Origin of the sequence: Phenylobacterium sp. (assembly GCF_036502675.1) — a bacterium.
Classification (GTDB): Bacteria; Pseudomonadota; Alphaproteobacteria; order Caulobacterales; family Caulobacteraceae; genus Phenylobacterium.
Window position 1 is genome coordinate 1 of the sequence record NZ_DASXYF010000003.1, and the last position, 14,798, is coordinate 14,798.

The following is a 14,798-nucleotide window of genomic DNA, read 5'->3' on the forward strand; positions in this document are numbered from 1 at the left end:
ACTGGACGCGGTCTGGCGAGTGGTTGCTGGTCGTTTTCATTGGTTCGATTGCCGTCGGCATCATCGCGCAGGTCTGGTTCATCATGGGATTGCGCGTGCAGGGTAATCCGAGTGGCCTCCCGCTGCGCGAGCCGCGCGGGAATAGGGGAGCGTAAGGGTGGCCGGTTTGCTCGCGGACAAGGACCGCATCTTCCTCAACATCTACGGCCAGCGCGACTGGGGCCTGGACGGCGCCAAGCTGCGTGGCTGCTGGAACGGGACCGGCGACATCGTCGCCCAGTCGCCGGACTGGATCTGCGACCAGATCAAGGCGTCGGGCCTGCGCGGCCGCGGCGGGGCGGGCTTCGCCACCGGGTTGAAGTGGACCTTCATGCCCAAACAGGAGAGCGAGCGGCCGCACTACCTCTTGGTCAACGCCGACGAGTCGGAGCCGGGGGCCTGCAAGGACCGCGAGATCCTGCGCAACGATCCACACCTGCTGATCGAGGGCTGCCTGATCGCCTGCCGCGCCATGCGGGCGCATACGGCCTACATCTACATCCGCGGCGAGTACGTCTTCGAGCGCGAGCGGATGACCGCCGCGATCAGGCAGGCCAAAGACGCCAAGCTGATCGGGCCGGGCAACGTCCACGGCTGGGACTGTGACGTGCGCCTGGCGCACGGCGGCGGGGCCTACATATGCGGCGACGAGACCGCGCTGATGGAAAGCTTCGAGGGCAAGAAGGGCCAACCGCGCCTCAAGCCCCCGTTCCCGGCCGGCGCCGGCATCTACGGCTGCCCGACCACGGTCAACAACGTCGAGACCATCGCCGTCGTCGGCACGATCCTTCGCCGCGGCGCGGCCTGGTTCGCGGGCTTCGGCACGGAGAAGTCAACCGGCACCAAGCTGTTCGCCGGCTCCGGCCACCTGAACAAGCCCTGCGTCGTCGAGGACGCCGTCGGCATCTCCGTCAAGCAGCTGATCGAAGACCACTTCGGCGGCGTGCGCGGCGGCTGGGGCAACCTCAAGGCGGTCATCCCCGGCGGCATCTCGGTGCGCATGATCCCGGCCGACCAGTGCGACGAAGCGATCATGACCTACGAGGACCTGCAGGCGAGGGGCTCGGGCCTCGGCACCGGCACCATGATCGTCTTCGACAAGGACGCCGACCTCGTGAAGGCGATCGCGCGGGCGGCCTACTTCTACAAGCACGAGAGCTGCGGCCAGTGCACGCCCTGCCGCGAAGGCACCGGCTGGATGTGGCGGGTGATGGAGCGGATGGTCACCGGCGAGGCGGAGATGTCGGAGATCGACCTCCTGCTCGACGTGGCGTCCCAGGTCGAGGGCCACACCATCTGCGGCCTCGGCGACGCCGCCGCCTGGCCGATCCAGGGCCTGTTCCGCCACTTCCGCCACGAGGTGGAGGAGCGCATCACCCGCTATCGCGCAGGCCCGCCGCATGTACAGGGCGCAACCCTCGTGGCGGCGGAGTAGCGGCATGCCCAAGGCCAAGGTCAACGGCGTCGAGGTCGAGTTCGAGCAGGGCATGAACGTCCTGCAGGTGGCGGAACTGGCCGGAGAGGAGATCCCGCGCTTCTGCTACCACGAGCGGCTGTCCATCGCCGGCAACTGCCGCATGTGTCTGGTGGAGGTTAAGCCCGGCCCGCCGAAGCCGCAGGCCTCCTGCGCCCTGCCGGCCGCCGAGAACATGGAGATCATCACCAACTCGCCGATGGTGGTGAAGGCGCGCCACGGGGTGATGGAGTTCCTGCTGATCAACCACCCCCTGGACTGCCCGATCTGCGACCAGGGCGGGGAGTGCGACCTGCAGGACCAGGCCATGGGCTATGGCCGCGACGGCAGCCGCTACCTGGAGAACAAGCGGGCGGTCGAAGAAAAGTACATGGGTCCGCTGATCAAGACGGTGATGACCCGCTGCATCCAGTGCACGCGCTGCGTCCGCTTCATCACCGAAGTGGCCGGCGTGCCGGACATCGGCCTCATCTCCCGCGGTGAAGACGTTGAAATTACAACCTATCTCGATAAGGCCGTGGCCAGCGAGCTTTCAGCCAACGTGATCGACCTGTGCCCGGTGGGCGCGCTGACCCACAAGCCCTGGGCGTTCAACTACCGGCCGTGGGAGCTGAAGAAGACCGAGAGCGTCGATGTGATGGACGCCCTGGGCTCGGCGATCCGCGTCGACAGCCGCGGGCCCGCGGTGCTGCGCGTCCTGCCGCGGGTCAACGAGGACATCAACGAGGAGTGGATCAGCGACAAGACCCGCTACGCCATCGACGGCCTGTCCCGCCAGCGGCTGGACCGGCCCTACGTGCGCGACGCGGCGGGCGCGCTGAAGCCGGCGAGCTGGGACGAGGCGTTCGGCGTGGTGGCGGCGAAGCTGAAGGCCGCCGGGCCCGAGCGGGTCGGCGCCATCGCCGGCGACCTGCAGGACGCCGAGTCCATGAAGGCGGCGCTGGACCTGTTCCGGTCCCTGGGCGTGAGCAACCTCGACTGCCGGCAGGACGGCATGGCCCTGGGCGGCGGCGCGCGGGAAAGCTGGCTGTTCAATTCGACCATCGCGGGCATAGAGGACGCCGACGTCGTCCTGCTGGTCGGGACCAATCCGCGTGTCGAGGCGCCGGTGCTCAACGCGCGCCTGCGCAAGCGCTGGCTGGCCGGGGCGCTGCGCGTGGGCGTGATCGGCGAACAGGCCGACCTCACCTATGACTACGACTACCTGGGCGCGGGGCCGAAGACGCTTTCGGGCCTCGGCCGCTCGAAGTCGGATTTCGTGGACGCCATGAAGGCCGCCAAGGCCCCGGCGATCATCGTGGGCGCCGGCGCGCTGGGCCGCGAGGACGGAACCGCGGTGCTGAGCGCGGCGGCGGCGGCGGCCAAGGCCTTCGGGCTTTCCTGGAACGTCCTGCATTCGGCGGCGGCCCGCGTGGGCGGCCTCGACCTGGGCTTCCTGCCGGGCGAGGGCGGCAAGACGGCGGACGAGATGGTCCAGGCCGGTGCGCTGGACGTGCTGTTCCTGCTGGGCGCCGACGAGATCGACCTGTCGAAATCCGACGCCTTCAAAATCTACCTGGGCACTCACGGCGACGCGGGGGCGCATGTGGCCGACGTGGTGCTGCCGGGCGCGGCCTATACCGAGAAGAACGGCCTCTACGTCAACACCGAGGGCCGGGTGCAGATGGGCATGCGCGCCGTCTTCCCGAAGGGCGAGGCGCGGGAGGACTGGTCGATCCTGCGGGCGCTTTCCGGGCGCCTGGGCGCCAAGCTGCCTTACGACAGCCTGGACCAGCTCCGCGCCAGGCTGTTCGCCGAGCATCCCACCTTCGGCCAGATCGACCTGGCCCCCGGCGCCCTGGGCCCGCCCGCCCTCGACTTCGCTGGCCTGGGGACCAAGGGCGACGTGTCGGAGACGCCGTTCGCCAGTCCGGTGACCCGCTTCTACCTCACCAATCCCATCGCCCGGGCGAGCGTCACCATGGCCGAGTGCCAGGCGCTGGCCGCCGGCGCGGCCAAGATCGCGGCGGAGTAGGGCGCATGGCTGACCAAATCTCCCCGCTCATCCCGGCGAAGGCCGGGACCCAGATTCATCCGGAGAGCTTCGTGGGTTTCACCTGGATCCCGACCTTCGCCGGGACGAGCGGGATTGAGGTCAGCGCATGAACGCCACGACTGATTTCTGGACCACCCCGGGTGGCTGGACGCTGATCACCGTGGGCCAGATCCTGGCGGTGGTGGTATGGCTGCTGCTGTCGCTGGCCTTCTTCATGTACGGCGACCGCAAGATCTGGGCGGGCGTCCAGATGCGCAAGGGCCCCAACGTCGTAGGCCCCTTCGGTCTGCTGCAATCCTTCGCCGACCTCATCAAGTTCGTGCTGAAGGAGTTGGTCATCCCCGACGGCGCCGACAAGATCGTGTTCATCCTGGCGCCGATCCTCACCTTTACGCTCGCCCTCGTCTCCTGGGCGGCGATCCCGCTCGCCCCGGGCTGGGTGGTGTCGAACATCAACGTCGGCGTGCTCTACCTGTTCGCGATCTCGTCGCTGGGCGTCTACGGCATCATCATGGGCGGCTGGGCGTCCAATTCGAAATACCCGTTCCTGGGCAGCCTCCGCTCGGCTGCGCAGATGGTCAGCTACGAGGTCTCCATCGGCTTCGTGATCATCACCGTGATCCTGCTGGCCGGGACCATGAACCTGCAGCTGATCGTCGAGAAACAGGCCGGCGGATTCTGGAACTGGAACGTCCTGGGCGGCGGGGGGCTGAAGCACCTGCCGGCCGCCCTGGTGATGATCCCGATGTCGGTGATCTTCTTCATCTCGGCCCTGGCCGAGACCAACCGGCCGCCTTTCGACCTGCCGGAGGCGGAGTCCGAGCTGGTGGCCGGCTACCAGGTGGAGTACTCGTCCTCGCCCTTCCTGCTGTTCATGATCGGCGAGCTGGCCAACATCATCCTGATGTGCGCGATGATCACCATCCTGTTCTTCGGGGGATGGCAGGCGCCGATCGACTTCGCCTTCGTCCACGACTGGGCGCCCACGGCGCAGAGTTTCTACGGCTTCATGTGGTTCTTCGCCAAGACGATCGGCTTCTTCTGCCTGTTCGCCCTGGTGAAGGCCATCGTGCCCCGCTACCGCTACGACCAGCTGATGCGGCTGGGATGGAAGGTGTTCCTGCCCACCTCGCTGGTGGCCGTGGCGCTGGTGGCCGGGTGGCGCGTCTTCGGGCCGGCGGCGTGAGGCGGCTCCTCATCCTGGCCTTCTGCGCGGCCGGCGCAGGCTGCGCGGGCGGCTCCTCGCCGGACGGCGGGGTGGCCAACTACGACGCACTCGCCAAGGCGCGCGCCGACTGCGTCGCCAGGGGCGAGGAGCTGTCGCTGATCCCGGGGGGCGATCCCCAGGTGATCAGCGACTTCAGCTGCAAGAGGAAGTGACGGGCTGATGTTTCAACGTATCGGACAGGCCGTGAAGGGCGCGGCCCTGATGGATTTCGTGGGCGCCTTCGGGCTGGCCCTGAAGTACATGGCGCGGCCCAAGGCTACGGTGCAATATCCGCACGAGCGCAACCCGCAGTCGCCGCGTTTCCGGGGCGAGCACGCGCTGCGCCGCTATCCCAACGGCGAGGAGCGCTGCATCGCCTGCAAGCTCTGCGAGGCGATCTGCCCGGCCCAGGCGATCACCATTGAGGCCGAGCCCCGCGCCGACGGCAGCCGGCGCACAACCCGCTACGACATCGACATGGTGAAGTGCATCTACTGCGGCCTGTGCCAGGAGGCCTGCCCGGTGGACGCCATCGTCGAGGGGCCGAACCTGGAGTTCGCCGTGGAGACGCGCGAAGAGCTCTATTACGACAAGGCGCGACTGCTCGACAACGGCGACCGCTGGGAGCGGGAGATCGCGAAGAATCTGGAACTGGACGCGCCCTACCGATAAGAGACGGGCGCGATTCCGCGGGTGATGACGCCGCCGCCCGGGGCTTGCCGTGGGCGGCGGATCAGGTGTTTTGAGGGGAGCTAGACCCGCTGATGGCCGTACAGGCGATCGCATTCTATCTGCTGGCGCTGGTCACGGTGGCTTCGGGCTTCGCCGTGGTCTCCGCGCGCAACCCCGTGCACTCGGTGTTGTTCCTGATCCTCGCCTTCTTCTCGGCGGCGGGGCTGTTCGTGCTGCTGGGCGCCGAGTTCCTGGCGATGCTGCTGGTGGTGGTCTACGTGGGCGCCGTGGCGGTGCTGTTCCTGTTCGTGGTGATGATGCTGGACGTGGACTTCTCCCAGCTCCGCCAGGGCTTCGCGCGCTACATGCCGCTGGGCGGCCTGGTGGCCGGGGTGCTGGCGCTGGAGATGATCGTCGTCTCGACCTCGGTGGCGGCCCACGGGGCGGCGGCCAAGAACGCGGCGCCGCAGGCGGCCACCGTCGACGTGACCAACGCCGAGACCATCGGCCGGGTGCTCTACACCGACTACGTGTACTTCTTCCAGGCGGCAGGCCTGGTGCTGCTGGTGGCGATGATCGGGGCCATCGTGCTGACGCTGCGCCACAAGCCCGGCGTGCGCCGCCAGGTGATCGCCGACCAGGTGGCGCGCGGGCCTGCGAGCGGCATGCGCATCGTCTCCATCAAGCCCGGCGAGGGGATCGGCGAATGACCATCAGCCTGGCCCACTACCTCGCGGTCGCCGCAATTCTGTTCACCATCGGGGTCTTCGGCATCTTCGTGAACCGCAAGAACGTCATCGTCATCCTGATGTCGATCGAGCTGATCCTGCTGGCCGTGAACATCAACCTGGTCGCCTTCTCGGTCTATCTGCACAACGTGGTGGGGCAGATCTTCGCCATGTTCGTGCTGACGGTGGCCGCCGCCGAGGCCGCGGTGGGGCTGGCGATCCTGGTGACCTTCTTCCGCAACCGCGGCGACATCGCCGTGGACGACGCCTCGATGATGAAGGGCTGACCGGTGGATACCAAAGCCCTCGTCACCATCATCCTGTTCGGCCCGCTGGTCGGCGCCCTCGTGGCCGGCCTGTTCGGCCGCCGCATCGGCGACAGGGCGTCGATGTCGATCACCACCGGCTTCCTGTTCCTGTCGGCCGTCCTTTCCTGGGTGGTGTTCAGCAAGTGGACCTGGGGCGGCTTGCAGCCGTTCACCATCACCTACGCGCCATTCATCCAGGTCGGGACCTTCGTCTCCAACTGGGCCTTCCGGCTGGACGGGCTCTCGGCGGTGATGCTGGTGGTGGTGACCACCGTCTCCTCGCTCGTGCACCTCTACTCCTGGGGGTACATGGCGGACGATCCGGGGAAGCCGCGGTTCTTCGCCTATCTGTCGCTGTTCACCTTCGCCATGCTGGCGCTGATCAGCGCCGCCGACTTCATGCAGCTGTTCTTCGGCTGGGAAGGGGTGGGTCTGGCGAGCTACCTGCTGATCGGCTTCTGGCACCACAAGCCCACGGCCAACGCCGCGGCCATCAAGGCCTTCGTGGTCAACCGGGTGGGCGACTTCGGCTTCGCGCTCGGCATCATGACGGTGTTCTGGGCCTTCGGGTCGGTGCAGTTCGCCGAGATCTTCCCGCAGGCCGCGGCGGGCGCCGCGCGCAGCTGGGCGTTCGCCGGCCGGAACTGGCCCTTGATGGACCTGGCCTGCACGCTGCTGTTCGTGGGCGCCATGGGCAAGTCGGCGCAGTTCTTCCTGCACACCTGGCTGCCGGACGCCATGGAGGGCCCGACCCCGGTGTCGGCCCTGATCCATGCGGCCACCATGGTGACCGCCGGCGTCTACATGGTCTGCCTGCTGTCGCCGATGTTCGAATACGCCCCGGAGGCCAAGAACATCGTCACGGTGATCGGGGCGGTGACGGCCTTGTTCGCCGCCACCGTCGGCCTGACCCAGAACGACATCAAGCGGGTGATCGCCTATTCGACCTGCTCGCAGCTCGGCTACATGTTCTTCGCGGCCGGCGTCGGCGCCTACCAGGCGGCGATGTTCCACCTGTTCACCCACGCCTTCTTCAAGGCGCTGCTGTTCCTGGGCGCCGGCTCGGTGATCAACGGCATGGCGCACGAGCAGGACATGCGCCGCTACGGGAACCTCGCGAAGTACCTGCCGGTCACCTATGCGGTGATGACCATCGGCACCATCGCCATCACCGGCCTGGGGATTCCCGGCGTCGAACTGGGCTTCGCCGGCTTCTACTCCAAGGACGCCATCATCCATGCGGCCTTCGCGGCCGGGCAGGCGGGCCACCCGTTCGGCTATTTCGCCTTCGTCGTCGGCATCTTCGTGGCCGGGCTGACCGCCTTCTACTCCTGGCGGGTGGCGTTCTTCACCTTCAACGGCCACGCCCGCTGGACGCCGGAAGACCTGGAGCATCACTGGCACAACCGCGACCACGCCCATGACGACGCCCACGGCGATCATGGGCATGCCGACGCGGCCAACGCCGAGACCCATTCCGAGCCCGACCACGGCGACCACCACCACCTGCCGCACGAGAGCCCCTGGACCATGCGTGTTCCGCTGATCCTGCTGTCGATCGGCGCCGTCGCCGCGGGCTTCCTGTTCCACCACCAGTTCATCGGGCCCGAGCAGCACGAGTTCTGGCGGGGCGCGATCTTCACGGCGCCGACCAACCACGTGCTGGCCGAGCACGCGGCGCCGGCCTACGTGGCCTGGGGCCCGCTGGTCGTCTCGGTGCTGGGCCTGCTGGTCGCGGCCTACATGTACATCCTGCGGGAGGGTTCCGGCGCCCGCCTGGCGGCGCGGAACGGCCCGCTCTACGTCTTCTTCTACAACAAGTGGTTCTTCGACGAGATCTACCAGGCGACCTTCGTCCGCGGGGCCAAGGCGCTGGGCGACCTGTTCTGGAAGGGCGGCGACCAGCGGCTGATCGACGGCCTTGGGCCGAACGGCGTCGCGGCCCTTTCGCAGAGGGTGGGAAGGGGGGCCAGCCGCCTGCAGAGCGGCTACGTCTACCACTACGCCTTCGTCATGCTGCTCGGCGTGGCCGGGCTGCTGTCCTTCGCCCTCTGGGCCTGGGCTTAAGGGGGCGGGGCCATGACCGGACTTCTCTCGCTCATCACCTTCGCGCCGCTGATCGGCATTGCGGCGATCCTGCTCCTGAAGCTCGGCGCCAAGCCGGCCGGCGGCGGGGAAAGCGAAAGCCAGGCGCGCGCCGCCCGCTGGATCGCGCTCGCCGCCACCCTGGCGGTCTTCGCCCTGTCGATCGTGCTGACCGCCCGCTTCGATCCGAACGACCCCGGCTTCCAGTTCGTCGAGGACGCCCCCTGGTTCGCCGGCCTGCACTACCGGATGGGCGTCGACGGGATCAGCGTGCTGTTCGTGCCGCTCACCGCCTTCCTCATGCCGCTCTGCGTCGCGGCCTCCTGGAAGTCGATCGAGACCCGCGTCCAGGAGTACATGATCGCCTTCCTGGCTCTGGAGACCCTGGTGATCGGGGTGTTCTGCGCCCTGGATCTCGTCCTCTTCTACATCTTCTTCGAGTTCGGCCTGGTGCCGATGTTCCTGATCATCGGCGTCTGGGGCGGCAAGAACCGGGTCTATGCGGCCTACAAGTTCTTCCTCTACACCCTGCTGGGCTCGGTGCTGATGCTGGCCGCCATCCTGGTGATGATCGGCACGGCCCACACCTCCTCGATTCCCGAGCTGATGGCCTTCAAGTTCAGCCCGGCGCTGCAGACCTGGCTGTGGCTGGCCTTCTTCGCCTCCTTCGCGGTGAAGATGCCGATGTGGCCGGTGCATACCTGGCTGCCCGACGCCCACGTGGAGGCGCCGACGGCGGGCTCGGTGATCCTGGCCGGCATCCTGCTGAAGCTCGGCGGCTACGGTTTCATGCGCTTCTCCCTGCCGATGTTCCCGCAGGCCTCGCACCTCTTCGCGCCGCTGGTCTTCGCCCTGTCGGTGATCGCCGTCGTCTACACCTCGCTGGTGGCGTTCCGGCAGACCGACATCAAGAAGCTGATCGCCTATTCCTCCGTCGCCCACATGGGCTTCGTGACCATGGGCATCTTCTCCGGCAACGTCCTGGGCGAGCAGGGCGCCATCTACCAGATGGTCAGCCACGGGGTGATCTCCGGCGCGCTCTTCCTCTGCGTCGGCGTGGTCTACGACCGGATGCACACCCGCGAGATCGCCTTCTACGGGGGGCTGGTCAACCGTATGCCCTGGTACGCGGCGGTCTTCATGCTGTTCACCATGGGCAACGTCGGCCTGCCGGGGACCTCTGGCTTCGTGGGCGAAATCCTCACCATGACCGGGGCCTACCACGCCTCCACCTGGACGGCGCTGATCGCCGCCACCGGCGTGATCCTCTCGGCGGTCTACGCCCTGACGCTCTATCGCCGGGTGATCTTCGGCGAGATCTCCAATCCGGCGCTGGCCCGGATCACCGACCTGGAATGGCGCGAGACGGCGATCTTCGTGCCGCTGGTCGCCGCCACCTTGGTGCTCGGCGTGCAGCCGTCCCTGATCTTCGACCTCACCCAGTCGTCGGTGGATCACCTGGTCGCGGCCTACGCCGCCGCGGCCGGCGGGTGAGGGGGCTTTGCCGATGACGTTCTCCTACGACCTGGGCCTGGCCCTGCCCGAGCTGATCCTGGCCGGCGCCGCCCTGCTGTTGCTGCTCTGGGGCGCCTTCCAGCCCAGGACCGGCGCGGCGTTCACCCTGGCGGCCATGGCGGCGCTGGCCGCCGCCGCCGTCGCCGCGGCCACCGGCCCCCTGGGGCGCGGCTTCGCGGGCGGCCTGGTGGCCGACCAGGCCTCGGCCTTCGCCAAGGTGGCGATCTATACCGCCAGCGCCATCTGCGTTCCGCTGGGCCAGCGCTGGTTCGAGCGGCGCGGCGTGCACAACTTCGAGTTCCCGGTGCTGATCCTGCTGGCCGCCCTCGGCATGGGGATGATGACCTCCGCCGACGACCTGATCTCGCTCTATGTGGGGGTCGAGCTGCAGTCGCTGGCGCTCTATGTCCTGGCCGCCATGCGCCGCGACGACGCGCGGGCCTCGGAGGCGGGGCTGAAGTACTTCGTGCTGGGCGCGCTCTCCTCCGGCCTGCTGCTCTACGGCGCGTCGCTGATCTACGGCTTCGCGGGCTCGACCCTGTTCGCCGACATCGCCGTGGCGGTGAAGAGCGGCGCGGGGACCGGCGTGCTGTTCGGCCTGGTGTTCCTGATCTGCGGCCTGGCCTTCAAGGTCTCCGCCGCGCCCTTCCACATGTGGACGCCGGACGTCTATGAAGGCGCCCCGACGCCCGTGGTGGCCTTCTTCGCCGCCGCGCCGAAGCTCGCCGCCATGGTGCTGTTCGCCCGGGTCCTCGCCGAGGGCTTCGCCGGAGCCATCGAGCAGTGGAGTCAGGTGCTGGTGCTGATCGCGCTGGCGTCGGTCGCCGTAGGCGCCTTCGCGGGCCTCGCCCAGCGGAACCTCAAACGGCTGTGGGCCTATTCCTCCATCGCCAACGTCGGTTATGCGATCCTGGGCCTGGCGGCCGGCAACGCCCAGGGCGTCCAGTCCATGCTGGTGTTCATGGTCCTCTACATGGTGGACGTGACCGGCTTCTTCGCCTGCCTGGCCGCCCTGTCGCGCGAGGGCCGGGATATGGAGACCATGGACGACATGGCCGGCCTCTTCCGGGAGCGGCCCGGCATCGCGCTGGCGATGACGGTGTTCTCGCTGTCGGCCCTGGGCCTGCCGCCGTTCTCCGGCTTCTGGGCCAAGTTCTACGTCTTCAAGGCGGCTCTGGGCGCGGGCCTGGCGATCCCGGCGGTGCTGGGCCTCGTGGGCAGCGTGGTGGCGGCCTATTACTACCTGCGCCTGATCAAGGTGATGTGGTTCGATCCCGCCCCCGGGGCGACCGACGCCCCGCCGGCCGAGGCGCAGGCCATCGCCATCGGCCTGGCCCTCTTCTCCTTTCCGCTGGTGATGGGAGCGCTCGTTGTCCTGGACCCGCTCGCAGCCGCCGCCGCCGCCGCCTTCGGCCTGGTCTGACGTGGCCCATCCGCCGATCGAAGCCTACGACGTGCTCGATTCCACCAACGCCGAGGCGCGGCGGCGCGCCGAGGCCGGCGACGGCGGCCCGGTGTGGATCGCCGCCCGCGTCCAGACGCAGGGCCGCGGCCGGCGCGGCCGGGCCTGGTCGACCGGCGAGGGAAACCTCGCCGCCACCCTGCTGATGACCTCGGCCAGGCCGCCGGCGGAAGCGGCCCAGGTCTCCTTCGTGGCGGCGCTGGCGGCGGCCGACCTCGCCGAGACCTGCCTCGGTCCCGGCGCCGCCGGCCTGAAGTGGCCCAACGACCTGCTGGTCCACGGCCTCAAGGCCGCGGGCATCCTGGTGGAGTCCGGCGTCCGCGCCGGGGGCGGCCTGTGGCTGGCCGTGGGGGTCGGCGTGAACCTCGCCCGCGCGCCGGCGGACGTGGAACGCCCCGCCACCGCCTTCGCCGATCACATGGCCGGCCCCCCGCCCGCGCCGCTCGACGCGCTGGAGATCCTGGCGGCCGCCTTCGAGCGCCGGCGCGCGGCCTGGGAGGCCGCGGGCTTCGCGCCTATCGCCGCGGCCTGGACGGAACGGGCGCATGGCCTGGGCCGGCCTTGCGAGGCCAGGCTCGCTTCCGGCGCCCTGAAAGGCGTCGCCGAAGGTCTGGATCCGGACGGCGCGCTGCGGCTCAGGTTGGACGACGGCCGCCTCGCGCGCATAACGGCTGGCGACGTGTTTTTCGCGGGAGCCTGAGGGATGCTGCTGGCCATCGAGCAGGGCAACACCAACACGCTCTTCGCCGTGCACGACGGCGCGAGCTGGATCGCCCAGTGGCGGGCGGCCACCGATTCCACCCGCACCGCCGACGAATACGCCGTCTGGCTCTCCCAGCTGCTGGCGATGAACGGCCTGCAGTTCGGCGTGCTGAACGCCTGCATCATTTCCAGCGTGGTGCCGCAGTCGATCTTCAACCTGCGCAACCTGTCCCGCCGCTACCTGCACGTGGAGCCGCTGGTGATCGGCGAGAACACCGACCTCGGCATCCCCGTGCGCATCGACAAGCCGTCGGAGGCCGGCGCAGACCGGCTGGTCAACGCCATCGGCGCGCACAAGGTCTATGCCGGCGACCTGATCGTCATCGACAGCGGCACCGCCACCACCTTCGACGTTGTGGGCGCCGACGGCGGGCTGGAAGGCTGCGCCATCGCGCCCGGCATCAACCTCTCCATGGAGGCGCTGCACACCCACGCCGCCAAGCTGCCGCGCGTCGCGATCCAGAAGCCGCAGCGGGTGATCGGCAAGGATACGGTGGGCGCCATGCAGACCGGAGTGTTCTGGGGCTACGTGGCGCTGATCGAGGGGCTGATCGCCCGCATCAAGGCTGAATGGGAGAAGCCGATGACCGTCGTCGCAACCGGGGGCGTCGCCTCGCTGTTTCATGGGGCGACGATGTCCATCGATCACTTCGATCCGGACCTGACCATCCGGGGAATGCTTGAGATCTACGAGCGCAACACCCGGAAGCCGCAATGACCCGAGCTCCCCGTCCCGACGACGAGCTCGTCTTCCTGCCGCTCGGCGGGTCGAACGAGATCGGCATGAATTTCAACCTCTACGGCTTCGGCCCGCCGCACGCGCGCAAGTGGATCGTGGTCGACCTGGGCGTGACCTTCGGCGACCAGACCACGCCCGGCGTCGAAATCATCCTGCCGGACCCCGAGTTCATCGAGGCGCACGCCAAGGACGTCCTGGGCATCGTGCTGACCCACGCCCATGAAGACCACATCGGCGCCGTGGCCTGGCTGTGGCCGAAGCTGCGCGCGCCGCTCTACGCCACCCCGTTCACCGCCTTCCTGCTGCGCGAGAAGCTACGCGAGAAGGACCTGCTGGACGAGGCGGAGATCACCGAGGTGCCGCTGGGCGGGAAGATCGAGCTCGGCCCCTTCGAGCTCGAGCTGATCACGCTGACCCACTCGATCCCCGAGCCCAACGGCCTGGCGATCCGCACGCCCCTGGGCATCGTGCTGCACACCGGCGACTGGAAGATCGACCCGGACCCGCTGCTGGGCGGGGTCACCGACCAGGACGCCATCCGCAAGCTTGGCGACGAGGGAGTGCTGGCCATGGTCTGCGACTCCACCAACGTGTTCGTCGACGGCAGCGCCGGCTCGGAAGCCGACGTTCGCGCGGCGCTCCTGCCGCTGATCGCCGGCCTGACCGGCAAGGTGGCGGTGGCCTGCTTCGCCTCCAACGTCGCCCGGATGGACTCCATCGCCCGCGCCGCCGAGGCCAACGGCCGCCGCGTCTGCCTGGCCGGCCGCTCGATGCACCGGATGTCGGCGGCGGCGAAGTCGGTTGGGCTGATGGAGGGTCTGCAGCCCTTCCTCGACGACAGCGAGGCCAAGAAATTCCCGCCCGAGAAGGTGCTGTTCCTCTGTACCGGCAGCCAGGGCGAGGGCAGGGCGGCCTTGTCGCGGATCGCCGACGGCACCCATCCGCACGTCAGCCTGGGCGCCGGCGACGCCTGCGTCTTCTCTTCGCGGATCATTCCGGGCAACGACATCCCGATCCGCAACCTGCAGAACAAGCTCGCCGACCGTGGCGTGCGCCTCTTCACCGAGCGCGACCATCCGGGCATCCACGTTTCCGGCCACCCGTGCCGGGACGAGCTGAAGCAGATGTACCAGTGGGCCCGGCCGCGCATCGCGGTGCCGACCCACGGCGAGCGCCGCCACCTGCTGGAGCACTGCAACTTCGCCCGCGACCTGCAGGTGTCCCAGGCCATCGCTCCGCGCAACGGCGACATGGTCCGCCTGGCCCCCGGCCGCGCCGGCATCATCGACGAGGTCCAGGCCGGCCGCCTCTACGTCGATGGCGGCATGGTGACGGTGGAGAACGGCGACGCCTTGCGCGAACGCCGCCACGCCGCCTCCAACGGCATGCTGGCGGTCTCCGTCGTTCTGGACGGCAACAGCCGGATCGCCTCGGGGCCGCAGGTCCGCGCGCTTGGCCTGCCGTCGGAGCCCGACTATCCGCTGGACGACATCCTCGACGACCTGGCCGACGAGGCCGAGCAGGCGCTGGACCGCCTGAAGGGCGAGGACCGCGAGATGGACGAGACCGTCGAGGCCGCCATGTCGCGGGCGGTCAAGAAGGCCAGCCAGCGCATCTGGGGCCGCCGTCCGGTCGTCGAGACCACGGTCCTGCGCCTGTAGACGGGCGCGCTTGCCGAACCGGCGCCGCCCAGGTTTCATGCGGCGGGGCAGGGAAGGCAGCCGCACGTGTCCGCCTATCGTGGCATCCGCATCGCCGACTTCAGCCAGGGG

General features: G+C 68.8%; 14 protein-coding genes. All 14 read left to right on the forward strand.

Annotated elements, in window-relative coordinates:
• The first annotated feature begins 157 nt into the window (after positions 1–157).
• The 14 genes from nuoF (at position 158) to VGL30_RS00190 (ending at position 14,687) form a co-directional block, all read left to right on the forward strand.
• Positions 158–1,474 (forward strand): NADH-quinone oxidoreductase subunit NuoF, encoded by a 1,317-nt coding sequence (nuoF, locus tag VGL30_RS00125; RefSeq protein WP_331535512.1) that lies wholly within the window; start codon positions 158–160, stop codon positions 1,472–1,474.
• A 4-nt stretch (positions 1,475–1,478) separates the two neighbouring features.
• Positions 1,479–3,527 carry an NADH-quinone oxidoreductase subunit NuoG gene (gene nuoG / locus VGL30_RS00130; RefSeq protein WP_331535514.1) on the forward strand — a complete coding sequence of 683 codons (2,049 nt, stop codon included), beginning with the start codon at positions 1,479–1,481 and terminating at the stop codon, positions 3,525–3,527.
• Between the two features lie 5 nt (positions 3,528–3,532).
• A complete protein-coding gene (locus tag VGL30_RS00135; RefSeq protein ID WP_331535516.1) occupies positions 3,533–3,658 on the forward strand; it encodes a hypothetical protein in 126 nt (41 codons plus the stop codon).
• Positions 3,655–4,734: an NADH-quinone oxidoreductase subunit NuoH gene (gene nuoH / locus VGL30_RS00140; protein ID WP_331535518.1), complete on the forward strand. Its 1,080-nt coding sequence runs from the start codon at positions 3,655–3,657 to the stop codon at positions 4,732–4,734. The genes VGL30_RS00135 and nuoH overlap by 4 nt, the downstream gene beginning before the upstream one ends.
• The gene (locus VGL30_RS00145) at positions 4,731–4,928 is read left to right on the forward strand and encodes a hypothetical protein (RefSeq protein ID WP_331535520.1); all 198 of its coding nucleotides are present in this window, start codon (positions 4,731–4,733) and stop codon (positions 4,926–4,928) included. Before nuoH ends, VGL30_RS00145 begins: the two co-directional genes overlap by 4 nt.
• Positions 4,929–4,935: 7 nt before the next feature.
• On the forward strand, positions 4,936–5,427 hold the full coding sequence (gene nuoI / locus VGL30_RS00150) for an NADH-quinone oxidoreductase subunit NuoI (RefSeq protein ID WP_331535522.1): 492 nt from the start codon (positions 4,936–4,938) through the stop codon (positions 5,425–5,427).
• A gap of 92 nt (positions 5,428–5,519) precedes the next feature.
• Complete coding sequence (locus VGL30_RS00155) at positions 5,520–6,137, forward strand: NADH-quinone oxidoreductase subunit J (RefSeq protein ID WP_331535524.1); 618 nt, start codon at positions 5,520–5,522, stop codon at positions 6,135–6,137.
• On the forward strand, positions 6,134–6,442 hold the full coding sequence (nuoK, locus tag VGL30_RS00160) for an NADH-quinone oxidoreductase subunit NuoK (protein ID WP_331535526.1): 309 nt from the start codon (positions 6,134–6,136) through the stop codon (positions 6,440–6,442). The genes VGL30_RS00155 and nuoK overlap by 4 nt, the downstream gene beginning before the upstream one ends.
• 3 nt (positions 6,443–6,445) lie before the next feature.
• Positions 6,446–8,530 carry an NADH-quinone oxidoreductase subunit L gene (gene nuoL / locus VGL30_RS00165; protein WP_331535528.1) on the forward strand — a complete coding sequence of 695 codons (2,085 nt, stop codon included), beginning with the start codon at positions 6,446–6,448 and terminating at the stop codon, positions 8,528–8,530.
• Positions 8,531–8,542: 12 nt separating this feature from the next.
• Positions 8,543–10,042, forward strand: coding sequence for an NADH-quinone oxidoreductase subunit M (locus VGL30_RS00170; RefSeq protein WP_331535530.1), 1,500 nt, complete (start codon positions 8,543–8,545; stop codon positions 10,040–10,042).
• 13 nt (positions 10,043–10,055) lie between these two features.
• On the forward strand, positions 10,056–11,486 hold the full coding sequence (gene nuoN / locus VGL30_RS00175; RefSeq protein WP_331535532.1) for an NADH-quinone oxidoreductase subunit NuoN: 1,431 nt from the start codon (positions 10,056–10,058) through the stop codon (positions 11,484–11,486).
• A 1-nt stretch (position 11,487) separates the two neighbouring features.
• Complete coding sequence (locus VGL30_RS00180) at positions 11,488–12,225, forward strand: biotin--[acetyl-CoA-carboxylase] ligase (protein WP_331535534.1); 738 nt, start codon at positions 11,488–11,490, stop codon at positions 12,223–12,225.
• Between the two features lie 3 nt (positions 12,226–12,228).
• Positions 12,229–13,005, forward strand: coding sequence for a type III pantothenate kinase (locus VGL30_RS00185; RefSeq protein ID WP_331535536.1), 777 nt, complete (start codon positions 12,229–12,231; stop codon positions 13,003–13,005).
• Entirely contained in the window at positions 13,002–14,687 is a 1,686-nt protein-coding gene (locus VGL30_RS00190; protein ID WP_331535538.1) for a ribonuclease J, read from the forward strand. Before VGL30_RS00185 ends, VGL30_RS00190 begins: the two co-directional genes overlap by 4 nt.
• Positions 14,688–14,798: the final 111 nt, after the last annotated feature.